This window comes from Tropicimonas sp. IMCC6043, from assembly GCF_004146235.1.
In the GTDB taxonomy this organism is placed as follows: Bacteria; Pseudomonadota; Alphaproteobacteria; order Rhodobacterales; family Rhodobacteraceae; genus Tropicimonas.
Genome location: NZ_SELO01000046.1, coordinates 1 through 22802, shown reverse-complemented (window position 1 = coordinate 22802; position 22802 = coordinate 1). Strand labels below are relative to the sequence as shown.

17 protein-coding genes and 3 pseudogenes are annotated in these 22802 nt (G+C 62.4%); 11 read left to right on the top strand and 9 right to left on the bottom strand.

Features of this window, described 5'->3' with window-relative positions; all coding sequences use genetic code 11:
* Positions 1-108: 108 nt before the first annotated feature.
* Together EU800_RS27670 and EU800_RS22505 are read left to right on the top strand one after the other, a co-directional pair.
* Positions 109-276 (top strand): annotated as a pseudogene (locus tag EU800_RS27670) (IS6 family transposase); the annotation flags it as partial.
* A gap of 251 nt (positions 277-527) precedes the next feature.
* Positions 528-956, top strand: coding sequence for a CBS domain-containing protein (locus EU800_RS22505; RefSeq protein WP_129635758.1), 429 nt, complete (start codon positions 528-530; stop codon positions 954-956).
* Positions 957-1331: 375 nt separating this feature from the next.
* Here EU800_RS22505 and EU800_RS22500 read toward each other — a convergent pair.
* Positions 1332-2345 (bottom strand): annotated as a pseudogene (locus tag EU800_RS22500) (IS110 family transposase); the annotation flags it as partial.
* Between the two features lie 269 nt (positions 2346-2614).
* Positions 2615-4144 (bottom strand): galactarate dehydratase, encoded by a 1530-nt coding sequence (gene garD, locus EU800_RS22490; RefSeq protein ID WP_129635757.1) that lies wholly within the window; start codon positions 4142-4144, stop codon positions 2615-2617.
* Between the two features lie 157 nt (positions 4145-4301).
* Here garD and EU800_RS22485 point away from each other — a divergent pair.
* Positions 4302-4448 (top strand): annotated as a pseudogene (locus tag EU800_RS22485) (integrase core domain-containing protein); the annotation flags it as partial.
* A 23-nt stretch (positions 4449-4471) separates the two neighbouring features.
* Here EU800_RS22485 and EU800_RS22480 read toward each other — a convergent pair.
* The 7 genes from EU800_RS22480 to EU800_RS22450 all read right to left on the bottom strand — a co-directional run bounded on the left by EU800_RS22480 (position 4472) and on the right by EU800_RS22450 (position 12965).
* On the bottom strand, positions 4472-6169 hold the full coding sequence (locus EU800_RS22480; RefSeq protein ID WP_129635756.1) for a Na/Pi cotransporter family protein: 1698 nt from the start codon (positions 6167-6169) through the stop codon (positions 4472-4474).
* Between the two features lie 234 nt (positions 6170-6403).
* Complete coding sequence (locus EU800_RS22475; RefSeq protein ID WP_129635755.1) at positions 6404-7423, bottom strand: ABC transporter ATP-binding protein; 1020 nt, start codon at positions 7421-7423, stop codon at positions 6404-6406.
* A 2-nt stretch (positions 7424-7425) separates the two neighbouring features.
* Complete coding sequence (gene ugpE, locus EU800_RS22470) at positions 7426-8262, bottom strand: sn-glycerol-3-phosphate ABC transporter permease UgpE (protein ID WP_129635754.1); 837 nt, start codon at positions 8260-8262, stop codon at positions 7426-7428.
* Between the two features lie 17 nt (positions 8263-8279).
* Positions 8280-9161: a sn-glycerol-3-phosphate ABC transporter permease UgpA gene (gene ugpA / locus EU800_RS22465; protein WP_129635753.1), complete on the bottom strand. Its 882-nt coding sequence runs from the start codon at positions 9159-9161 to the stop codon at positions 8280-8282.
* Positions 9162-9204: 43 nt separating this feature from the next.
* Positions 9205-10515, bottom strand: a complete 1311-nt coding sequence (gene ugpB, locus EU800_RS22460) for a sn-glycerol-3-phosphate ABC transporter substrate-binding protein UgpB (protein WP_129635752.1) — start codon at positions 10513-10515, stop codon at positions 9205-9207.
* A 414-nt stretch (positions 10516-10929) separates the two neighbouring features.
* On the bottom strand, positions 10930-12297 hold the full coding sequence (locus EU800_RS22455) for a sensor histidine kinase (protein WP_129635751.1): 1368 nt from the start codon (positions 12295-12297) through the stop codon (positions 10930-10932).
* On the bottom strand, positions 12297-12965 hold the full coding sequence (locus EU800_RS22450) for a response regulator transcription factor (RefSeq protein ID WP_129635750.1): 669 nt from the start codon (positions 12963-12965) through the stop codon (positions 12297-12299). Before EU800_RS22450 ends, EU800_RS22455 begins: the two co-directional genes overlap by 1 nt.
* Before the next feature lie 138 nt (positions 12966-13103).
* On the opposite strand from EU800_RS22450, the gene EU800_RS22445 reads away from it, so the two are divergent.
* From EU800_RS22445 to tcuB, 8 genes are all read left to right on the top strand, one after another.
* Complete coding sequence (locus EU800_RS22445) at positions 13104-14192, top strand: tricarboxylate transporter (RefSeq protein WP_207209969.1); 1089 nt, start codon at positions 13104-13106, stop codon at positions 14190-14192.
* 77 nt (positions 14193-14269) lie between these two features.
* Positions 14270-16300: a tripartite tricarboxylate transporter permease gene (locus EU800_RS22440; RefSeq protein ID WP_129635749.1), complete on the top strand. Its 2031-nt coding sequence runs from the start codon at positions 14270-14272 to the stop codon at positions 16298-16300.
* A complete protein-coding gene (locus EU800_RS22435; RefSeq protein ID WP_129635748.1) occupies positions 16297-17397 on the top strand; it encodes a 4-oxalomesaconate tautomerase in 1101 nt (366 codons plus the stop codon). Before EU800_RS22440 ends, EU800_RS22435 begins: the two co-directional genes overlap by 4 nt.
* Positions 17394-18215, top strand: a complete 822-nt coding sequence (locus tag EU800_RS22430; protein WP_129635747.1) for a universal stress protein — start codon at positions 17394-17396, stop codon at positions 18213-18215. The genes EU800_RS22435 and EU800_RS22430 overlap by 4 nt, the downstream gene beginning before the upstream one ends.
* Before the next feature lie 7 nt (positions 18216-18222).
* Positions 18223-18426, top strand: a complete 204-nt coding sequence (locus tag EU800_RS22425; protein ID WP_129635746.1) for a hypothetical protein — start codon at positions 18223-18225, stop codon at positions 18424-18426.
* A 273-nt stretch (positions 18427-18699) separates the two neighbouring features.
* On the top strand, positions 18700-19683 hold the full coding sequence (locus EU800_RS22420) for a D-2-hydroxyacid dehydrogenase family protein (RefSeq protein WP_129635745.1): 984 nt from the start codon (positions 18700-18702) through the stop codon (positions 19681-19683).
* A 343-nt stretch (positions 19684-20026) separates the two neighbouring features.
* Positions 20027-21412 (top strand): FAD-dependent tricarballylate dehydrogenase TcuA, encoded by a 1386-nt coding sequence (gene tcuA, locus EU800_RS22415; protein ID WP_129635744.1) that lies wholly within the window; start codon positions 20027-20029, stop codon positions 21410-21412.
* On the top strand, positions 21402-22481 hold the full coding sequence (gene tcuB, locus EU800_RS22410) for a tricarballylate utilization 4Fe-4S protein TcuB (RefSeq protein ID WP_129635743.1): 1080 nt from the start codon (positions 21402-21404) through the stop codon (positions 22479-22481). The genes tcuA and tcuB overlap by 11 nt, the downstream gene beginning before the upstream one ends.
* Positions 22482-22802 lie beyond the last annotated feature (321 nt).

Below are 22802 nucleotides of genomic sequence, written 5' to 3'. Positions count from 1 at the left end.
CGCCGCTCGAACCTACGAACCGCTTTGGCAGGTCGTCGGACACGTCTGCAACCTCTTCACTGAAGAAGAATGCTACAACTTCTTCAAGGCCGCAGGCTATGAAACCGAATAGATTGGGAACGCTCTAAATCCAAACAAGAAATCATCCGCCTGGCGGTGATGCTTCACGCTCGTTTTTCGCACTCATTTCGCAACGCCGAAGACCTGCTGCATGAACGCGGGATCGAAGTCAGCCACGAATCCGTGTGCTGCTCATGGCAGCGCTTCCGGCGGATGCGCGGTTTGCTGATGTTCGCCGCCGTTCTCGCTGAGTGGAACGGTCTCTGCGCGGTGTGAAGGACAGCCGTCCTGCCCTTGGCGAGACTGGTTCGAATTTGTCTGGTACCTCCCCTCGGTCTGACCGTCTCCATTGACGCAAGTCATTGACCTAAGGGCACCGATTGCGGTTTCCTTAAAGCAGGAGCCGGTCCGGGCGCGACCGGTAGCGGCCCGGGCCGTCGCCACTTCAAGACATCGGAGGAGGTCAGATGACGACGGTACAACATATTCTCGACGACAAGGGGCACGCGGTTCACACCATTGCCCCCGATGCCACGGTGCTCGACGCGCTGAAGCTGATGGCGGAAGCCGATGTCGGCTCGGTCGTGGTGATGGAAGGCACGCGCGTGGTGGGCATCTTCACCGAACGGCAATATGCCCGGAAGGTCTTTCTGATGGGCCGGGCCTCGCCGACCACGCAGCTCCGGGAGGTGATGGAGACGGAGGTCATCTGCACCCACCCGTCCCAGAACGCGAACGCCTGCATGGCGATGATGACCGAAAAGCGCATCCGGCATCTGCCCGTGATGGAAGGAGGGTTGCTCGTCGGGCTGATCTCGATCGGCGACCTCCTGAAAGCCTCTATCGCGGAGCAGAAGTTCCACATCGACCAGATGGTGGAATACGTGGGCCACTGAGACCCGGGCCGCGCGTGGCGCGCCCCGGGCGGCGGCAATGCCAGGGCTCCGACAGACGACGAAAAGGCCGCGGCGACGGAGTCGGATGGTCTTGTCATTTGTGGACGGCCCCGGTTTTGCAAGGGATTTCTTGTGTGACTATGGTCGAAGCAGGCTGCAGTCATTTGTCCGGCCTTTGTGCGCGGCGCATATGACCGCTGGCCTTGATGAAGTCCGCGTGCTGGGTCCCGATCAGAAGAACGGACTTTGACGTCCAGACAAGACCTCGGGGTGTCCCAGCAGCGGTTCCGTTCGATCATCATCACTCACGTTTGCCCTTGCGTTCTTTCGCGGCGACACTTGGTTGCCGCATGTGTCTCCTTCTGTCAGGCGGCCGGCGCGGCCCTGTAGGGTTTCTCCCTTGGCAAGCAGGGCCCATGCGGTTCGGGCGGTCTTGTTGGCAATGGCCACGGTGACGAGCCTCGTTGCCTTGCGTTCCAGCAGCGACCGAACCCAGGCACCAGTTCGTGTGTGGTTGGTTTCAGCGCGCCGCGTCACCGATGTGGCACCCACGACCAGCAGGCGGCGGAGGTAGCCGTTGCCCATCTTTGAAACGCGTCCTAACCGGTCTTTGCCGCCGGATGAGTTCTGTCGCGGCACAAGCCCCAGCCAAGCCGCGAACTGCCGGCCAGATTTGAAGACCGCCGGATCGGGAACGCTGGCGGCGAGCGCCGTGGCGGTGATGATGCCCACGCCCGGGATCGTCTCGAGCCGCTGGCTTGCGGCGTTCTGCCGGTGCCAGGTCATCAACTGCCGTTCCATGTTGCGGATCGCTTCGGCGATGTGCTCGAGTTGCGCCCCCAATGCCAGAAGTGCGGAACGGGCGAGCGCCGGTAATCCGAAGCTATCCGGCCCGTTCAGCCGCCGCAGTAGTTCGGTTACTTTTCGAGGTCCCTGCGCCGCAATGATCCCGAACTCCGCGAGCTGCGCCCGGATCGCATTGAGGATCATCGTCCGCTGCCGCATCAGCAGATCGCGCGATCGATGCAGGACCAGGACGCTCTGCTGCTCTTCGGTCTTGGCGGGCACGAAGCGCATGTTCGGCCGCGTCACGGCCTCGCAGATCGCCTCGGCATCCGCCGCATCATTTTTCTGCCGCTTTACATAAGGCTTCACGTACGCGGGCGGGATCAGCCGGACCTCATGGCCGAGCGCCGCGATCTCCCGAGCCCAGTAATGCGAGGTGGCGCAAGCTTCCATGCCGACAAGGCAGGGTTCGAGTTTGCCGAGAAAATTGAGCAACGCGCCACGCCGCAGCTTCTTCTGCAAAACAACAACGCCATCAGCATCCACCCCGTGAAGCTGGAACACGGACTTGGCCAGATCGATCCCGAGTGTTGTAATATCCATGTGGTCGGCTCCTTTCCTTTGTTGGCTTTCACACAGTACCAACATGGCACAATGCGATGCCGTTCGGGTGGGGCCGTCCACAACATCAGAGCAACTTGGTTTCGGGCGGCGCAGGGGGGTGGGTAGCGTCCCCGGATGACAAAACCCGTCCCGTTCAAATTTTTCACGACGAGCGAGGAGATCATCCGCCTGGCGGTAACGATGGATGTCCGTTGCCCGCTTTCGCTTCGCAATCTGGAAGAACTTCCGCACGAGAGCGGCGGGCCGGATCAGGTCACCGGCGCGGGGTTGAACAAAACCAGGTCGTTGACGATCCCGAGACGGTCTGCGGCGGTCACATGTTGTCCGCTGGCGGTGTCGAGAATGAGCTGGAAGAGCTCAAGGCCGAGATCCTCAATCGTCGCCTCGCCGGTCGCCGCACCGCCGGTATCGAGGTCCACCAAATCGAACCAGCGCGCGGCAAGAGCCGAATTCGTCACCACTTTGAGCGTTGGCACTGCCGGGAGGTTGTAGGGCGTTCCGCGCCCGGTGGAAAAGACATGCAGGTTCATGCCGGCGGCGAATTGAAGCGTGCCGCAGACGAAATCTCCCGCCGGGGTCACGGCGAAGGTAAGACCCTTGCGGCGGATACGTTCGCCGGGGCCGGTCACATCAACCAGTGGCGAAGTGCCCGATTTCGCAACGGAACCGAGTGATTTTTCGACAATTCCCGACAGTCCTCCAGCCTTGTTTCCAGGCGTCGTGTTTGCGCTGCGGTCGGCACCTCCACGGGTGAGATAGGCGTCGTACCACGCCATTTCCCGTACGAGCGACGCAGAGACTTCTGCATCGGTGCAGCGGGGTGCCAACAGGTGTACGGCATCGCGCACCTCCGTCACTTCCGAAAACATGACCGAACCGCCGGCGCGCACGATCAAATCCGCCGCGCAGCCGATCACCGGGTTGGCGGTGATGCCGGAAAAAGCATCGCTGCCACCGCATTGGACACCGACCACCAGATCGGAAGCGGGGCTGGTCTGCCGCGTACGCCGGTTCAAACGTTCCAGATGGCCGTCGGCCTGTTTCAGGATCGCCTCGATCATCGCCGAAAACCCGGTGAGCGCCGGGTCCTGCAGGGTGAGAAACGAAGCTGACGGATCTCCTTCAGGCAGGAGCCATTCCGGCCCCAGCTTTTCGCAGCCAAGGCCGATGATCATCACCTCGCCTCCGAAATTCGGGTTCTTCGCCAGGTTCTGCACGGTACGGATCGGGATTGCAGCATCGGGCGCGTTGATCGCCACGCCACAACCATAGGGATGGTTCAGTGCCACGACGCCGTCGACATTCGGATAGCGAGGCAACAGCTCTTTCTTCACCCGCTCCACCACGTGATCGACCACGCCCGCGACGCATTGAACGCTGGTCGAGATAGCAAGGATGTTGCGCGTACCAACACTGCCATCGGCGTTGCGATACCCTTCGAAAGTATAGCCCTCCAACGGTGGGAGCGGCTCCGGTTGCGATGCGGGCGGCGGCAGATCTTCCAGCGCCGGCGCTTCGGGCAGGCGCATGCGGTGCTTGTTGACCCAGGCTCCTCGCGGCATATCCTCTGAAGCGATCCCGATGGTCACGCCATAGCGCGTAAACACGCCGTCGCGCGGAATATCCTCCAGCGCAACCTTGTGGCCGAAAGGAACCCCCTCACGCAGCTCCGTGCCGTCGTCGAGAACAGCACCGGCATCAAGCCCGCCCTCGGACAGTACCACCGAGACATTGTCTGCCGCATGGATCTTCAATGCCGGGATGGTTTTTCCTGTCATGATCCGTTTCCTGCAGTTTTCCGCCTCATCGCCCGTTTCGTATGGTGAACCGAAAAGGCAACCGAGATCGCAGTGAGTCCCCAGAGGAAGCGCGCGATCATGGTCTTGGCAAAGAAGGTCTTCATCGTGCCAAAGCTTTCAAGGCTCCTGGCGAAGTAGACCTCAGCCTGCCCGCCAATTGATTGCGGCATGGCGCGATGACTACAACCACCACCGCCCACATTCGAGCCTCGGCGGGGTCACACCGTGGGAGTATCACCAACGGTCGAGAGAGGGCCAAAACCTGAACAGAACCAACCGATAAACGCGGACTCTTCGGGGAGCAGGTCATTGGCGGTCGTCTTTGGCTTCTGACGAGCGCCTGAACATGCCCAGTTGGGTTCTCGCTATCCTGCGGATCGTCTTGAAGACGTCGTCGAGTTCTTCCACCAATTCAATTTCGCGCGCATACGTCGATAGGCGTTGTGGTTCGGGTGCGCGCAAACGATCGACCTGGTGGAAGCTGATTTTCTCGATCAGTTCGGCTTCGGTTTTCTTCATGGCGCGAACCTTGGCGGCACGCTCGCCATCCTCCTTTTCGAGCGCCTCCATGCTGCCGATCATGGCTTCAACGATGACCGCATGGAGGCGCGAGATGACAGCCTCGGTTGCAGGGCTGATAACAACATTCTCGTCGATCCGCTTGCGCGCTGACGTCACCAGACCGATGGCAACCTGATCTCCGATATGTTCCAGATCGTTCGCGATCCGGATGTATGCCATCAGGCGCGTGGACTGTATCTGTGTCAGATCCGCAAGACTGATCTGACGCAGGTAGCTGATGATTTCGCGATGCAACAGATCGACCGGGCGATCCATCACGCGCAGCTCACCTAAATGCAGGGGGCTGCCCGACAGAACTGTCGGAATTGCTGCCTCGAGCATTTCTCGTACCAGATTTCCAAGTCGAAGGAGTTCCAGTCGTACGGCATCTAGCGCAACCGGAGGGACGTCCAGAAGGTTTGGGTCGAGGTGAAGCGGCGCGTAGCGCGGCTCGATCTTCGCCGGCCGGAGCGGGATCAGCCACTCCACGAACCTGGCAATCTGGCCAGTGAAACCGATGAAGATCGCGGCATTCGCGACGTTGAAAAAGGTATGCACGTTGGCGATCTGGCGCGGCGTTTCGGCCTTGATGCGGTCCAGGCCCGAGAGAGACGGGTATTCGGGCGAGATCCAGCGCGCGAAGGCGGCGAGTTGAGCGATCAGCCCGATCCAGATGATGACGCCCACCACGTTGAACAGCGTATGCACCACAGCGGCGCGAACTGCTTCTCGCGGCTTGCCTATCGCCGCCAGCAAGGCGGTCGCGCAGGTTCCGATATTGGCGCCAAGTGCGAGGGCAATTGCCGCCTCAAGCCCGATCAGCCCCTGAGCCGCCATGACCAGCAGAATGCCGGTGGTTGCTGCAGAAGATTGGACGATGGCCGTGAAGCCCGCGCCGACCAAGGCCGCCGGCAGCGGCCTGTCGAGCGATTTCATTAGGTCGAGAAACGGCGGGAAGTCACGCAGCGGGGCCATCGCATCGCTCATGATCTTCATTCCAAGAAAGACGAGCCCCATTCCGAGCAGGATGCGTCCGTATTGCCGATAGTCGTCGCGGGGCGCGGCAAGATACACGAAAAAGCCGAGCGAAACCAAGGGAAGGGCCACGGCGGTGACATTGAAGGCCAGAATCTGTGCCGTCACAGTCGACCCGATATTGGCGCCGATGATGATCGGGATGCTCTGGACCATAGTCATCATGCCCGCGGAAATGAAACCGACCAGGAGCACGGTGGTGACGGACGAGGACTGGAGAAGCGCCGTGACCGAAGCGCCTGCGGCGAGGCTCACGAAGCGATTTCGGGTCATGCGTGCGAGCAGGGTCTTCAAATGATCGCCGGACACCAGCTTGAGCGCTTCCGTGAGTATGTCCAGACCGAACAGAAACAAGGCCAACCCACCCAGGAGGCCGGTCAGCAAAGCAATCTGGTTAAGGTCGTTCATTTCTGGCCGCAGCACCCCGGGTTGGTTCGTCGAACAATGGTAGCATCATCCTTCGGGGCATGAAGAAGGACATCGCCGACAGAGCGACCAATAGCGACTGGACGAAAACCCAGGCAGCAACGATCCGGAGCGGAATGGCGCAGAATCGTGGCGGCCTGATGCAGCATTCGCCGGAATGGTAGATTGGAGCTACCCTAACAGCGCATCGGCTCCGGCATACCTGCAGCATCTGCATCAACTATCGGCAAGCCGCTGGCCTTCCTCCGAGAATCGCAGCTCCTTGTCGGTCTTCCAGGCGATCCCCAAACGCTCTCCCTCGCTCGGGACCGGTTCTGCGCCGTCTTGCCTGACGGTCACGGACGGCCCGTCGGTTGTACGAAAATGAACCAGTGTTTCGGCCCCAAGCGGCTCTGCATAGGTAACGCTTCCGCTAATCCGTCCTTCCGGCTCCGAAACCAGGTGCAAATGTTCCGGCCGCACTCCGAGGACACAAGGCGGCTCGGTCCATCCCGAGATTTGTTTCGTGTCGATGAAGTTCATCGGAGGCGACCCGATGAATCCCGCGACGAAGATGGTCGCAGGATTGGCATAGACGTCGAGGGGAGCGCCGATCTGGTCGGCGACCCCGTCGTTCATGACCACCATACGGTCGGCCAGGGTCATCGCTTCGACCTGATCGTGGGTGACATAGAGCGACGTCACGCCAAGCTCGCGCTGGAGCGCCTTGATCTCCAGCCGCATCTGAACCCGCAGCTTGGCGTCGAGGTTGGAGAGCGGTTCGTCGAACAGGAATACCGCCGGCTTACGAACGATGGCACGGCCCATCGCCACACGCTGCCGTTGCCCGCCCGACAACTGTCGCGGCTTTCGTTGCAGGTAGGGGCCAAGTTGCAGGATCTCGGCCGCGGCGTCCACGCGCGCGACGATTTCCGATTTCGGTGTGCCCTTGATCTTGAGCCCGTAGGCCATGTTGTCGAAGACAGACATGTGAGGGTAGAGCGCGTAGTTCTGGAACACCATCGCGATGTCACGGTCCATCGGCTCGACCTCGTTGACGCGCTTGCCGCCGATGCGGACCTCGCCGGAGGTGATGGTCTCGAGCCCGGCGACCATGCGCAGCAGGGTGGACTTCCCGCAGCCGGAGGGCCCGACGATGACGATGAACTCGCCATCGGCGATGTCGATGTCGACGCCGTGGATGACTTCTGTCTTGCCGAAGGATTTCCGGATGTTTTCGAGCGTGACTGTTGCCATTGCTATTTCTCGCTGTCGACGAGGCCGCGGATGAAGAACTGCTGCATGCCGATGACGACAGCGATCGGCGGCAGCATTGCCAGGATCGAGGCGGCCATGATGACCGGCCAGTCGGCCGTATCGTCACCGGAGGGGAACATCTGCTTGATGCCCATGACGATGGTGTTCATCTCCGGGTCGGTGGTGATCAGCAGCGGCCAGAGATATTGGTTCCAGCCGTAAATGAAGAGGATCACGAAGAGCGCCGCGATATTGGTCCGGCTCATCGGCAGCAGAATATCTAAGAAGAACCGCATCGGCCTGGCGCCGTCGACGCGCGCCGCTTCGGCCAGTTCGTCCGGGACCGTCATGAAGAACTGGCGGAACAGGAACGTCGCCGTGGCCGAGGCGATCAGCGGAAAGATCAGCCCGCCATAGCTGTTGAGCAGCCCGAAGCTTGCGGCAACCTCGTAGGTCGGCACGATGCGGACCTCGACCGGGAGCATCAGCGTCAGAAAGATCAGCCAGAAGAAGACCTTCCTGCCGGGAAACCTGAAATAGACGATCGCGAATGCTGAAATGAGCGAGATCGCGATTTTCCCGAGCGCGATGCCGAGCGCCATGATGGCGGAGTTCAGCAGCATCCGGCCCACCGGCGCGTTGACGCCGGAAGAGAGCGCCCGCGCGTAATTGTCGATCAGCTTGTCCCCGGGCAGCAGCGGCATCGGCGGATGCACGATCTGCTGTTGTTCCACCGTGGAGGCCACAAAGGCGAGCCAGATCGGAAAGAAGATGAACAGGACTCCGACGATGAGACCGAGATGGGTGAGCCAGTAGCCGAAGCCTCGGGATTCCACCATGCCGCCACGATCCGCCATCAGTAGTGCACCCTGCGTTCGATATAGCGGAACTGAATGACCGTGAGGATCGAGACGAGGATCAGCAGGATCACCGATTGCGCGGCCGATGAGCCCAGGTCTTGACCCACGAAGCCGTCGGAATAGACCTTGTAGACGAGGATTGTCGTCGCCTGCTGCGGCCCTCCGGACGTGATCGTGTGGATCACCCCGAACGTTTCGAAAAAGGCGTAGACGATGTTCACAACGAGCAGGAAGAAGGTGGTCGGCGAGAGCAGGGGGAAGACGATCGTGCGGAAGCGCGTCCAGAACCGCGCTCCGTCGATGGCGGCCGCCTCGACGACCGAGCGCGGAATTGCCTGAAGACCCGCCAGGAAGAACAGGAAATTGTAGCTGACCCGCCCCCAAGACGAGGCGATGACGACGAGGCCCATGGCCTCATGCGGGTTCAGGACGTGGTTCCAGTCATAGCCGAGCTGACCGAGATACCATGTCACGACGCCGACCCGGGTGTTGAACATGAAGAGCCAGAGCACGCCGGCCACGGCCGGCGCGACCGCGTATGGCCAGATCAGCAGGGTCCGGTAGGTTCCCGACCCCTTGATCAGCCGGTCGGCCAGCACGGCGAGAAAGAGCGCGCAGCCCATGGAAACCAGGGTGACAAGGCCGGAGAAGATGGCCGTGGTGGCGAACGCGCCGCGGTAATAGGGGTCCGTCAGAAGGTATTCGAAATTGCCGAGCCCGACATATTGCATCGAAAGCCCGAAAGGGTCCGGGATGAACAGCGACTGCCAGATTGCCTTGCCCGCAGGATAGAAGAAAAAGACCGCCGTGATCACGATCTGCGGCAGCACGAGCAGGATGGGCAGCCAGATACCCCGGAAGGTGACGCGTTTTTCCATTGGCCTGAGTGCGCGCCCCGGCTTCCCGGGACGCGCATGTCACTCAACGGTTCGCTTGTTCGAAGCGGCGGAGCAGGACGTTGCCACGCTCGGCCGCGCTGTCGAGCGCCTCTTGCGCGGACTTGTCACCAGCCCAGACGCCCTCCAGTTCCTCGTCGATGATCGTCCGGATCTGGTCGAAGCTGCCCAGCCGGATGCCTTTCGAGTTGGGCGTGGGTTCTTTGGTTGTCATCTGTATGACGGCAATATCGGTGCCCGGGTTCGCGTCGTAGAAGCCCTGTTCGCGAGTGAGTTCGCCAGCCGCTTTGGTGATCGGCAGATACCCCGTGTCCTGGTGCCATTTGGCCTGGATCTCCGGCGATGAGAGGAAGTTCAGGAACGCCGCCGTCGCTTCGTATTCTTCGGGCGAATGTCCGGCCATCACCCAGAGCGAGGCCCCGCCGATGATCGTGTTCTGCGGCGCGCCCTCGGTGCCGTCCCAATAGGGCAGCGGGCGCACGTCAAAGGCGAACTGGGCCTCGGACTTGATGCCTGCGTAGCCCGCCGAGCTTTCGGTGAAGAGCGCGCATTCCCCTGCTCGGAAGTTGGCGCCGCCCTCGTTGCGGCGGCCGGTGTATATAAATTTGCCGTCCTTGGCCCAGTCGCCCATCGCTTGGATATGTTGCACCTGCACCGGCCCGTTGATGACCAGTTCAGTGTCGAGACCGGCAAATCCATTCTCCTGTGTTGCGAACGGCACGTTGTGGTAGGCCGAAAGGTTTTCGATGTGAACCCAGCTTTGCCACGCGGTGGTCAGCGGGCAGGTGCTACCCGCGGCCTTCAACTGAGAGAGAACGTCGCCGACCTTCTGCCAGGTTGTAAGATCCACGTCAGGGTCAATCCCGGCGGCCTCGAGCGCGTCGCGGTTAACCCAGAGAACCGGCGTTGACGAGTTGAAGGGCATCGACAGCATCTTGCCGTCCGTCGTGGTGTAATATCCCTTGACCGAGCCGATGAAGGCATCCGGATCAAAATCGGCGCCGGCGTCCTCCATGAGTTGATAGACAGGAACGATTGCTCCCTTCGCGGCCATCATCGTGCCAGTGCCAATCTCGAAAACCATCAGGATTTCGGGCTGCTCGCCGGCCCGGAAAGCAGCGATGCCTGCGTTGAGGGTCTCCGAATAGTTCCCCTTGTGGCTCGCTGTCACGACGTAGTCGCTTTGCGAGTTGTTGAATGTCTCGACCTGTTCGGCGACCAGATCTCCAAGCCGGCCGGTGAAGGCATGCCAGAACTCGATCTCTGTCTGCGCAAAGGCCGATGTGGTGGATGCGAGCGTCGCCGACACGGCGACAAACGAAAGTGCATGTTTCATAAGTTCCTCCCTTGGTCCTTCTCGCGATGCGGGCGCAGCCCTTTCATCCAGGTCTTGTTTGCGTTTTCGGCGTGTCCGCCGCCTGCATCACGGAATTTTCCAAGACAGAGAATGGCATGACAGGAATCTTCTGGCAACGCGCCGGTCGATGGAATCCCCGGAAAGTCGTGGATGACGTGGCGGACATCGCGCCGCGCCGTCTGGTCTGAGCAGCTTCGTCTGCGGCGGGGCAGGGGCCGGGCAGCGTCTCCGCAGGGCGAAAAAGCGACCCGTCCAAATGCCTTAGGACCAGCCGGGAACTCATTCGTCTTGCAGCAATGCCGTACGTCCGGCGTCCCTCTCGCTGCGGAACGTCGGGGATCTGCTGCACGAGCGAAGGGTCCCCTTGATCCGTTGCGGATAGAGGAAAGCCCTCTACTCCGATGACAAGGGAAGTACGATCGTAAGGCTCGCGCCGCTTTCCGAGGGATTGATGCGCAATGTTCCGCCGTGCTGCTCGGCGACCGACAGCGCGATTGCCAATCCCAAACCGCTGCCGTCAGACGGCTCGACCTGTGAGAACCGGCTGAAGGCCAGTTCGGCCATGTCCGGCGAGAGCCCGCGACCGTCGTCCGCGACGGTCACCTCCGCCATCGTGCCGTGCTGCTCCGTACCGACCCAGATGCGAGAGAGATCGCTTCCCCCATGTTTCATGGCGTTGTCGACAAGGTTCTTGATCGCCTCGGAGATGAACACAAGATCGCCCCGTACGGTCAGGGGCTTGCGCGCCAGGTTGAGCTCGAAATCCTTGCCGGCGACGAGAATGGATGGAGCGAGATCGGCGCAGGTTTCCTCGACGAGACGATTGAGATCGAAGACCTCGAACCTTGCGTCTCCGTTGCCGTGCCTCAAGCGGTCGAGTGAAAGCAGTTGTTCGGTCACGCGGGCGGCAGACCGCGTGGCCGTGACCAGCTCGTCGAGCCGTCGGATGCGCTCCTCCTCGGTGGCGGCATCACGGGCGGCCTCGGCCATCGATTGCACCGCAGCAGCAGGGTTGCGCAACTGATGCGCCGCGTCCGAGATAAAGACCTGGTGGGCGGCAATGCTGGCCTCGACCTGGGCGAACAGTCGGTTGAGCGTGTCAACGATGCCCCGTGTCTCGACGGGCACGGCGCGCTTGATGATGCTCAGATCGTTCGGGGAGCGGGCTTCGATTGCCTCCTCGAGGTCGGTGAGCGGGCGAAGTCCGCGTTTCACCCCGAACCACACGACCAGGGCTAGAGTCGCCAGCAACGCGAGCATCAGAACGGCAGACCAGACCGCCAGTTGGTTGGCGAATGCCCGCCGGTCGGCGATCCTCTGCCAGACCGTCACGGTGGCATCGCCGGTCAGATTTTCGATCGTCCTGCGCTCTGTGAGCCGCAGGACCCGCACCGGTTCGTCCCTGTAATCCGACTCGAAGAAAACCGGGTTGTAGGGGTCCTCGCCGCGTGCGCCGCCCGCCGGAGGATAGGCGTAACCGGTCACGTAGATCCCGCCCGGGCCGGTCGCGTGATAGAACACCTCCCCGCCGCTCGAATCCCGGATCAAGCTGCGCGTCGATGGTGACAGGGCGTCCCCTTCCGAGATCGCCACGTCGCGCGAAATTGCCAGCCCCGCTGCCAGCAGAGAGCGGTCGAACAGCTCCCAGGCCGTTTTCTGAGCAACGGTGAAGCGCCAGTATCCCAGAACGATTGCCATCAGAACGAGCGGCGTCAGGATGAGCGCGAAGAGGCGCGTGCGAAGGGAGAAGGTTCGCCGCATCAGGTCTCGACTTCGAGCATGTAGCCGAGACCGCGCGCCGCCTTGATCGTGACGCCGTGCTCCGAAAGCCTGCGACGGAGACGGGAAATGTGCGGCTCAATCGCCTTGTCGTCGACATCTGCGCCGATGCCATAGACGTGATCGGTGAGAGTCGCCTTGGACACCAGGCGACCGCGTCGCTCCAGAAGGCATTCGAACGTCGCAAGTTCCTTCCGCGGAATGTCGAGGATCTCGCCGCCGGCCGAGACCTGTCGGGTCGTCCGGTTGAATTCCAGCCGGCCGATCCGCTCGCGCGCGCCGTAGTCGATGTTCTTGCGGCGAGAGAGCGCCCTGATCCGTGCCTCGAGTTCGCCCATATCGAATGGCTTGACCAGGTAGTCGTCCGCGCCAAGGTCGAGACCCTCCACGCGTTCGCTGGTCTCGCTGCGCGCGGTCAGCAGGATCACCGGGACGCCATCGCCCCGCGCACGGAGGCCGCTCAGGACTTCGAGCCCACTCATGCCGGGCAGGTTGATGTCCAGCACGACGAGATCCGCGCTCTCCTGCGACAGGTAGACATCGCCCTCGTGACCGTCGTGCAGCACGTCCACCGAGTGCCCGCGGTCACGGAGCCGGTAGGCGATGGCATTTGCCAACGCCTCGTTGTCTTCGACGAGCGCGATCCGCATGTGTCCTCCCGCAAGCTTCACGCAAGCTTGCTCCCCCATCTTGGCCAGATCGAACAGGGAATCAATTCCCGAAATCAGCAAGAGGCCAGGAGACGGAGAGGCGTTTCCGTGGTCCAATGGTCAAATGGGAGGAAACCAATGACCCAGACGAGCTTCACCCGCCGTGTCGTTGTCGGCATGGTTGCCGCGGCCGCCATGGTCGCTCCGGCGGCCGCCGAGGTCGATTTTTCCGGCAAGACGATCGAATGGGTGATCCCGTTCTCCGAGACCGGCGGCTCAGCCAAATGGGCCAACTTCTTTGCCCCGCTTCTCTCCGAGGCGCTGCCCGGGAACCCGACCGTGGTCGTGAAGTTCATGCCCGGCGCCGGCTCCACGAAGGGCGCCAACTGGTTCCAGCAGCAGAAGCACAAGGACGGCACGCTGATCTTCGGCTCCTCCGGCTCGACCCAGTTCCCATATCTGCTCGGTGACCCGCGCGTGCGATACGAATACAGCGACTGGATCCCGATCATGGCGACAGGCACCGGCGGCGTCGCATATCTGAACGCCGAGGATGGTGCCAGATTTGACGGCTCCGCCGACGGCCTCAAGGACACGGATTTCATCTTCGGCTCGCAGGGCGCGACGGGTCTCGACCTGGTTCCGCTGCTTGCCTGGCAGATGCTTGGCATGAACGTCGAGCCGGTTTTCGGCATCAAGGGCCGCGGCGACGGGCGCCTGATGTTCGAGCGTGGCGAGGCGACGATCGACTACCAGACGTCCTCGGGCTATCTCGGCGGCTCGGCCGACCTCGTGGCCGCCGGATCGGCGGTTCCGATGATGACCTGGGGAGCGCTCGACGAAAACGGCGTCATCGTTCGTGATCCGACCTTCCCGGAATTGCCGAGCTTCAAGGAAGTGTGCGAGGCCACCGATGGCTGTGAGACCTCGGGCGTCGCGTGGGACGCCTGGAAGGCGTTCTTCATCTCGGGCTACCCGTCGCAGAAAATCGCTTTCCTTCCTCAGGGCACGCCGCAGGAGGTGGTGGATACCTACGTCGCGGCCTTCGAGGCCGTGCGCAGCCGACCCGACTTCGCCGAGATTTCGGCCAACGAGGTTGGGAAATACCCGATGTTCGCTGGCGCAGGCGCCACGAACGCGACCAAGGAAGCCACAACGGTGAGCCCCGAGGCGCGGGAATATGTCGTCAACTGGCTGAAGGGCGCCTACGGCGTTTCGCTGGAGTAACCGGCCGGTCCACGCACTCCCTCTCGTGGGGAGTGCGTCCTTCCCTGCGATAAATCAAACAATCGAAAGCGGCTCCAATGGAGATTCTCGCAACGGCCCTGCCTGCGCTTGGCGAAGCGTGGGGTCTGATCCTGCAACCCATCGTCCTGGGCTATCTTGCGCTCGGAGTCGTCATGGGCCTCGCCGTCGGTGTGTTCCCTGGTCTCGGCGGAATTGCCGGCCTCTCGCTTCTGCTTCCCTTCATGTTCGGCATGGATCCGATCCTCGGCCTCGCGCTGATGATTGGCATGGTCGCGGTCGTGCCGACCTCCGACACCTTCGCCTCGGTGCTCATGGGCATTCCCGGCTCGTCCGCCTCCCAGGCAACGGTGCTGGACGGGTTTCCCATGGCCAAGAAGGGTGAGGCCGCGCGTGCCCTCTCTGCCGCCTTCGCCGCCTCGCTCTTCGGCGGCCTCGTCGGTGCGACCTTCCTGACGCTCTTCATCCTGGTCGCACGGCCGCTCGTGCTTGCGTTCGGTCTACCCGAGATGCTGATGATGACCATCCTCGGCCTCTCCATGGTGGCAGTGCTCGCCGGCCGCTTTGCCCTCAAGGGTCTGGCTGCGGCCGGGCTCGGCCTGATGATCGGAACCATCGGGATCGCGGACGCCGGCGGCTCGCTGCGCATGACGACCTACGACATTCCCTATCTGACGGACGGGTTGCAACTGGTCATCGTGGGTCTCGGCGTCTTCGCGGTGCCGGAGATCATCTCGCTCCTCCGCCAGGACCGTTCGATCGCCCAGGGCGCGAGCCTCGGTGGCGGATGGTTGGACGGGGTGCGCGACTGGTTCGCCAACATCTTCCTTTCCGTCCGCTGCTCGATCATCGGCGTGATAGTTGGGGTGATCCCCGGTCTCGGCGGCTCGGTCGTCGACTGGATTGCCTATGGTCACACCGTCCAGACGACGAAGGACAAGAGCAATTTCGGCAAGGGCGAGGTGCGCGGCGTGATCGGGCCGGAAAGCTCGAACAACGCCAAGGAAGGTGGCGGACTCGTCCCGACGCTTCTCTTCGGCATCCCTGGTTCCGGCTCGATGGCGATCTTCATTGGCGCCGTCGCGCTTCTCGGGACGGGCGACATCGAGGTCGGCCCGGGCATGCTCAAGGACAACCTCGACATCACTTATTCCATCGTCTGGCTGCTTGCGCTCGCCAATGTGCTGGGAACGGTGCTCTGCATCGCAGCCTCGGGCGGCATCGCCAAGCTGACGACGATCCGCTTCACCTACCTTGCGCCGTTCCTGTTCATGCTGATTAGCTTCGCGGCCTTCCAGTCCGGGCAGAACTTCGAGGACTTGCTGGCACTTTTTGCCATCGGCCTCATCGGCATCTTCCTTCGCCGTTTCGATTGGTCGCGCCCGGCGTTCCTGATCGGCTTCGTGCTGTCGAACCCCGTGGAGAAATTCACGAACCAGGCGTTCCAGATCGCCTCTTTCCGCTTCCGCAAGAGCTTCGAGGAAGGGATCGACTACATCTTCTCGCCGATCGTGATCGTGCTGATCATCATCACCGTCGTCTCGGTCGTTCTGGGTCTGCGCCAGGCAAAGCTGATCATGGCCGAAGGCGACGTCCAGGCCGGCACCAAGCGCGCGCCGCTGATCTTCTTGCTGGTCATCATGGGCTACCTGACGGTTGCGCTGGTCAACGCCTCGCTGATCCCGAACTACAACATGACCGACAAAATCGTGCCGCTGGTCATCGGCGGGCTGTCTATGGCCTGCTGTCTTGTCCTGCTCGTCCAGATGATCCGGCGTCCCGAGGGCGACGCCATCTTCGCCGACAAGGAGGTCGCCGGGGAGGACGCGGATGCGCCTTACGGTCTGTGGCAGACACTGGCCTGGTTTGCCGCGCTGATCGCTGCCACGGCGCTCGTCGGTTTCATTCTTGCGCTGCTTGGCTTCCTGATCGCCTTCCTGCGGGTGCGGGCAGGAGCAAGCTGGGCCAAGACGCTCGTCCTCACGGCCTGCGGCATCGCGTTCATGTGCCTTATGGCCGGCGCCCTCAACCGTGACTTCCCGCCGGGACTGCTCCAGTCGCTGGTCGACCTGCCATGGCCGCTGACATGACCCAGAGAGGTATTCCTTTCGTCTTCATGCGCGGCGGAACCTCGCGCGGTCCCTACTTCCGGCGCGAAGACCTGCCGGAAGACCGCGACACCCTGGCGGACGTCCTCGTCGCAGCCGTGGGGTCGGGCCACCCGCTCAATATCGACGGGATCGGCGGCGGCGCCGCCGTGACCACCAAGGTCGCCATGCTGTCGCGATCCGACGACAACTGGGCCGATGTCGACTACTTCTTCGCACAGGTCTCGGTCGAGGACCGGCGCGTCGATTTCAAGCCGACCTGCGGCAACATCCTGTCCGGCGTCGGGCCAGCGGCGATCGAGATGGGGCTCGTCGCACCGGACGGCGACACCACCGAGATACGGATCCGCGCTGTCAACACGGGGGCGCAGGTTCTGGCGCGGGTCCGGACGCCGGGCGGGCAACTCACCTACGAAGGCGATGCTGCAATCGCGGGTGTTCCGGGTATGGCAGCGCCGGTCGAGTTGTCGTTCATGGGAGTTGTCGGCTCGTCAACCGGCGCCTTCCTGCCCACCGGGAACCTGCGCGACGTCATCGACGGCATCGAGGTCACCTGCATGGATGTCGCCATGCCCGTGGTCATCGCGCGCGCCGCGGATTTCGGCCTCACCGGTCGGGAAACCGTGTCAGAGCTGGACGAGAACAGGGCGTTCCTCGAGCACATGGAGGCGATCCGGCGCCAGGCCGGCGCGAAGATGGGGATGGGCGACGTTGCGCAATCGGTCACGCCCAAATTCGCCATCCTCGCTCCCGCCGGCAATGGTGGCACCATCGCGGCGCGCTATTTCATGCCATGGACAACCCACCCGACCATGGCTGTGACAGGTGCGCAGTGCATCGCGTCCTGCGCCCTGACCCCGGGGTCGGTCGCGGACGGACTGCTGGAACGACCGACACATGGCCCCGCCGCGGTTATGCTGGAGCATCCGTCCGGCACGATCGATGTCCTGGTGGATTTCACTTTCGACGGCGGGTTCACCCTGCACGCTGCGGGGCTCGTGCGCACGGCGCGCAAACTCGCAGATGGGCATATCTACGTTCCCGGTTCGGTCTGGGAAGATACGGAGTTCGACGCATGAAGATCCGGAACATCCTCGTTGCCTTCAACGGCTCGGCGAGCGCCGAGACGGCTCTCCGATATGCGGCGTCGCTCGCCCGAGGCGGCGGCGTTCGGGTTACGGCGCTGCTTGCGCATTCCGCGCACGAGACGGTCGATAGCCATGGGGCCTGGGTTCCCGCACGCGCACGTCAGATCATTGCCGAAGCCAATTCCGAAATCATCGACGCTGTCCGCTCGAAGTTCGAGGCTTTGAGACCCGAACTGGCACTGGATGAGCGGCTTCGGTTCGTCGAGGCGTCCGGGCGGGTCGACATGGTGGTCGCTGCAACGGCCCGCGGTTTCGACATCCTGGTTCTCGGCCGCCCTCACGCAGGTGACGCCGACGAACATGTCATCCTGCATCCCGACCGTATCGCATTGATGAGTGGACGGCCCGTTGTCGTGGTTCCCCAGGGATACGACCGCGAGGCCTGCCATTCCGAAGCTGCCATCGCTTGGGACGGAAGCCGGGCTGCCGGACGGGCGCTCTATGACAGCCTGCAATTGCTCGAGAAAGAAGGGCGCGTAACCCTGCTGACCGTGGAGGGAACCCGATTGCCCAGACCGGTGCAGGAAGTGCTCGACCACCTCGCGCTGCACGAGGTCGATGCACGGCACGAGGAACTCGCGCTGCAGCATGGGGTTGCCCGAACGCTTCTCGCCTTCATGCGGGAACAAGACCCCGGTTTCCTCGTGATGGGAGCGTACGAACATTCGAAGTTCCGGGAGGACTTCTTCGGCGGGGTCACGGCGCGCGTCCTCAACCAGATCGATATCCCCGTCCTGTTGTCCCATTGAGGTTCGAATGACCATAAGTTCCGACGCCGTCACGAGCATCGCCTCGATTTCCAGATCACTCGAATCCACCCGGAAAACCCTAAGCGAGACGCTCGCACAACCATCCTTCTCGGGCGGTGTCGCCGATATCGAGCGGGCACGGGTCGAAGACCTGCATCGCCGGGTCACCACGGCGCTTTCGGCCTTGATCGGCGCGGCGCGGGACTATTGAGTGCGCGCTGTTCTCCTTGAGAGTCCTCGTCATACCAAGGGATGCGGATAACATGATGGCCTATGACGCTGCCTGATTCTCATGCCGATTGCCTCGCCGCCGCGAACTGTGATCTCCAACACGGGCGGTCGAAGATGACTGCCGGGTGCGATGACCAGTTTATCCGTTTGCTGGGGGATCAGGGCAGATCGCGAAAGCCTTCGCGGCGCTGGAGCCACCGGCGTTCTTCGCGCCGCCGAGCCGGATCATCGACACTTCGGGCAAGGAAATCGGATGAAGGTCCACATACTCGACGACTGGTTTGACACGCTCAGAGGTCTGCCGTGTTTCGCGCGTCTGGCCCCGCACGACGTGACTGTGTGGACCGACCACATGGAAGATCCGGCCGTCCTCGCAGAGCGTCTTGCCGAGGCCGAGGCGCTGGTGTTGTTCCGCGAGCGTACGAAAGTCACGCGTGGCTTGCTCGAGCGCCTGCCGAACCTGAAATTGATAAGCCAGCGAAGTGTTTATCCCCACATCGATGTGGCGGCCTGCACGGAGTCCGGGGTGCTTCTCTGCTCAAACATGCATGCCGGGACTCCCTCCTACGCGGCGGCCGAGCTGACCTGGGCGCTGGTTCTCGCGGCCATGCGGCAACTGCCGGAGCAGATGGCGTCGCTGAAAGCCGGGCGCTGGCAGATGGGGGTAGGGCGATCGCTGCGCGGGCGGCGCTTGGGGCTATACGGCTACGGCCGCATTGCCAGGGCCGTCGCGGACTATGCCAGAGCATTCGGCATGGAGGTTACCTGGTGGGGATCTGACGAGGGGCGCGATAGGGCGCGCGCGGCTGGAGAAGCCGTTGCAGAGAGCCGGTTCGGCTTCTTCTCAACCTGTGACGTCGTTTCGGTCCACGTCCGCCTGAAGCCCGAAACCCGTGGCATCATCTCGTTCGAAGACCTTGCGGCGATGCGTCATGACGCGGTGTTCGTCAACACCTCTCGTGCCGGGCTGATCGCGCCCGGAGCGCTCCTTGCTGCTCTGGACGCAGGGTGCCCCGGGACGGCGGCGATAGACGTCTTCGACACCGAGCCTCTGACGGACCCCTCAGATCCATTGCTTGCTCACCCCCGCCTGATCGCGACGCCGCATATCGGCTTTGTCACCGAAGACGAGTTCGATCTTCAGTTCGCCGACATCTTTGACCAGGTCAATGCCTATGCCGATGGTGCGCCGATCCACATGATAAACCCGGAAGTCTGGAAGAAGCGACCGTCCTGACCGGCTCGGGCGACTTGCCTGGTTGCCGCCGTCTGGACCTCATCTGCCGGTGACTCCGTCAGAGCGAAGCGCGTGATGAGCCACCTCGGCCGGCATTTGCGTGCGTGGGCACGAAGCGGCCGACCACCTTCCTGACCTGCCCGGCACTCACCGCCGAACGCGCCGCAGCCCGACAGCGGATGACGATCGATTGCGGCCGTTCGAGCTGTTCGGCGACACACCAAAAAAGGACCCGAGATCGTTGATATCGCAATTGATGCGAGTATCGCATCAATTTTTGAGAAAGCTGCATTGGTCAAATAAAACCCGTTTCGGTATCGGCCTTGTCAGCAAGGGAAGTGACATGAAGAGCCAATACGACATAGCTGTGATCGGCGGCGGCAACGCAGCGCTTTGCGCCGCAATGACGGCCGCTGAGGCCGGTGCCCGGGTGCTGATCCTGGAGACGGCGCCCAAGCCCTACCGGGGGGGCAATTCCCGCCACACACGCAACTTCCGCTGCATGCATGGGGGCCCGCTCGGGCCGCTTGTCGAGGAATATTGCGAGGAGGAGTATCTCGCCGACCTGCTCAAGGTCACCGGCGGCAAGACCGACGAACGCCTCGCGCGACTGGCGATCCGAACCAGCGAGGAATGCCTGCCGTGGATGGAGGCGCATGGAGTCCGCTTCCAGCCGTCGCTTTCCGGCACATTGTCACTGGCCCGAACAAACGCCTTCTTCATGGGAGGCGGCAAGAGCCTAGTGAACGCCTATTACCGCGCCGCCGAGGGGCTCGGGGTGGACGTCCTCTACGAAGCCCACGTGACCCATCTGGAGCTAGGCGGCGACCGGATTACAGGCGTCGACTATACCTATGGAGGAAAAGAACACCGCATCGAACCCAAGGCGGTGATCGTCGCCTCGGGTGGCTTCCAGGCAGATACCGACTGGCTCACCCGCGCCTGGGGTGCGCCGGCGAAGAACTTCCTGATCCGCGGCACGCCCTACAACCGCGGCGTCGTGCTTGCGGATCTGCTGGCTCAGGGCGTGAACCAGGTCGGAGACCCGACCCAGTGCCACGCCGTTGCTATCGACGGCCGCGCGCCAAAATTCGATGGTGGCATCGTCACCCGGCTCGACTGCGTTCCCTTCTCCATCGTGGTCAACAAGCACGCCGAGCGCTTCTACGACGAGGGCGAGGACGTCTGGCCCAAGCGCTATGCGATCTGGGGCCGGCTGGTCGCCGCACAGCCCGATCAGGTCGGCTATGTCATCATCGACGCGAAGTCGCTGGAGCTTTTCATGCCGTCGGTATTCCCGCCAATAAAGGCGGACACGCTGGAGGAACTGGCGGACAAGATGGGCCTGCCGCCGGAAAAGCTGATCGCGACGGTAGACAGGTTCAACGCTGCCTGCGGCGACACCGATGCCTTCCACCCGACCGAACTCGACGGTGTGGCGACGACGGGGATCGAGCCGCCAAAAACGAACTGGGCGCGTCCGATTGTCGAGCCGCCCTTCTATGGCTACTCGCTGCGGACCGGCGTCACCTTCACATACCTCGGTCTTAAGGTCGACGAGACCGCGCAATGCTCGACCGCCGAAGGCCCGGTTCGAAATCTCTGGGCGGCAGGTGAAACAATGGCCGGCTCGATCCTCGGGCAGGGCTATCTCGCCGGATTCGGCATGACCATCGGAACCGTCTTCGGACGCATCGCAGGACGGGAGGCTGCCGCCCATGTCGCTTGATCTGATCCAGGAAGCCCGCCGCCAGGCCGAGATCTGCAACGCTTGTCGCTATTGCGAGGGGTATTGCTCGGTGTTCCCGGCGCTGCATCGGGAACGGCTGTTTTCGGATGGCGACATCACGCAGCTTGCCAATCTCTGCCACAACTGTCGGGGCTGTTATTATGCCTGCCAGTACACCGCCCCGCACGAATTCGATCTGAACCTGCCGAAGGCACTGGCCGAGGTGCGCCGCGACAGTTGGGAGCGGCTCGCATGGCCCGCGCCTCTGGCACGGAAGTTTCACACCAATGGCACGATGATCGCGGCGGCATTCGTCCTTGGTTTTTCCGTTTTGTTCCTGGCGATCCGCGCCATCGGTTCGACGAGTGGCGAAGGCTTCTACGCGGCGTTGCCGCACAACGCGATGGTCGCGATCTTCGCGCCTGCCTTCCTGTTCCCGCTGGCCAGTATCGTGGTCGGCTTGCGGCGCTACTGGCGCAGCGTGCGCGGAGGGCCCGTTCGCCGGACGCATCTCGCGGGTGCTCTTGGCATGGCGGCGAGAATGCGGGATCTCGCAGCCGGGCACGGCGATGGGTGCAACTTCGAGGTCGAGGACCGCTTTTCCCACGCCAGACGCTATGCACACCAGCTGATCATGTACGGCTTCGTTCTTTGCTTCGCCGCCACCGGTGCGGGAACGGTGATGCACTACGTGTTCGACCTGCAGGCTCCTTACGGGCTCATCTCATTGCCCAAGCTGCTCGGAGTGCCCGGAGGCTTGATGCTGGCGGTGGGAACTGGTTGGATGGTTCGGCTGAAGCTTTTGTCGGACCGGCACGTGGGCGACCTGCGCGCCTGGGGCGGAGACATAGGGTTCGTTCTATTGCTCTGCTTCGTCTCGATCAGTGGGCTCGCACTCTATGCCCTCGGAAGCACACGCTTCATGTCGCTGATGCTCGCCCTCCACCTCGGCTCGGTGCTGACATTCTTCCTGCTGATGCCCTACACAAAGATGGCGCATGGCTTCTACCGGCTTGCGGCCCTGGTGCGGGATGCTCAGAGGAAGCAGGAGGGCGACCGTCCGAACTGAGACCAGTTCGCATCGTCTCACGGCGCCTCTGGATGGCCTTCATCAGGATCCTGGAATTCAGTTGAAAATCCGTAGCGGCAGAAGCGCAATGGATGGAAATGCGATCACGATGGCCAGACCGAGGAGCTGGATCAGGACGAAGGGCACGATGCCGCGGTAGATGTCGGAAATGGTCACTTCCGCAGGAGCGCTTCCCTTAGAGCGTTCCCAAGCTGATCGGATTCAGGATTCCCAAGATGTGGCGCCCATGGTTCTCTGTTTGTGAGGCAGATATAGGGGGTAGGAATGGGCAAGCCACATCCTATGGAATTGCGGGAGCGC

What these genes read in the sequence shown, in the direction of transcription:
- EU800_RS22420 (WP_129635745.1), top strand. Translation starts at nt 18,700, where the DNA reads ATGAAGGTCCACATACTCGACGACTGGTTTGACACGCTCAGAGGTCTG.
- garD (WP_129635757.1), bottom strand. Translation starts at nt 4,144, where the DNA reads ATGACAGGAAAAACCATCCCGGCATTGAAGATCCATGCGGCAGACAAT.
- EU800_RS22440 (WP_129635749.1), top strand. Translation starts at nt 14,270, where the DNA reads ATGGAGATTCTCGCAACGGCCCTGCCTGCGCTTGGCGAAGCGTGGGGT.
- EU800_RS22505 (WP_129635758.1), top strand. Translation starts at nt 528, where the DNA reads ATGACGACGGTACAACATATTCTCGACGACAAGGGGCACGCGGTTCAC.
- EU800_RS22455 (WP_129635751.1), bottom strand. Translation starts at nt 12,297, where the DNA reads ATGCGGCGAACCTTCTCCCTTCGCACGCGCCTCTTCGCGCTCATCCTG.
- EU800_RS22435 (WP_129635748.1), top strand. Translation starts at nt 16,297, where the DNA reads ATGACCCAGAGAGGTATTCCTTTCGTCTTCATGCGCGGCGGAACCTCG.
- EU800_RS22475 (WP_129635755.1), bottom strand. Translation starts at nt 7,423, where the DNA reads ATGGCAACAGTCACGCTCGAAAACATCCGGAAATCCTTCGGCAAGACA.
- EU800_RS22430 (WP_129635747.1), top strand. Translation starts at nt 17,394, where the DNA reads ATGAAGATCCGGAACATCCTCGTTGCCTTCAACGGCTCGGCGAGCGCC.
- tcuB (WP_129635743.1), top strand. Translation starts at nt 21,402, where the DNA reads ATGTCGCTTGATCTGATCCAGGAAGCCCGCCGCCAGGCCGAGATCTGC.
- EU800_RS22445 (WP_207209969.1), top strand. Translation starts at nt 13,104, where the DNA reads ATGACCCAGACGAGCTTCACCCGCCGTGTCGTTGTCGGCATGGTTGCC.
- ugpA (WP_129635753.1), bottom strand. Translation starts at nt 9,161, where the DNA reads ATGGAAAAACGCGTCACCTTCCGGGGTATCTGGCTGCCCATCCTGCTC.
- EU800_RS22425 (WP_129635746.1), top strand. Translation starts at nt 18,223, where the DNA reads ATGACCATAAGTTCCGACGCCGTCACGAGCATCGCCTCGATTTCCAGA.
- tcuA (WP_129635744.1), top strand. Translation starts at nt 20,027, where the DNA reads ATGAAGAGCCAATACGACATAGCTGTGATCGGCGGCGGCAACGCAGCG.
- EU800_RS22480 (WP_129635756.1), bottom strand. Translation starts at nt 6,169, where the DNA reads ATGAACGACCTTAACCAGATTGCTTTGCTGACCGGCCTCCTGGGTGGG.
- ugpB (WP_129635752.1), bottom strand. Translation starts at nt 10,515, where the DNA reads ATGAAACATGCACTTTCGTTTGTCGCCGTGTCGGCGACGCTCGCATCC.
- EU800_RS22450 (WP_129635750.1), bottom strand. Translation starts at nt 12,965, where the DNA reads ATGCGGATCGCGCTCGTCGAAGACAACGAGGCGTTGGCAAATGCCATC.
- ugpE (WP_129635754.1), bottom strand. Translation starts at nt 8,262, where the DNA reads ATGGTGGAATCCCGAGGCTTCGGCTACTGGCTCACCCATCTCGGTCTC.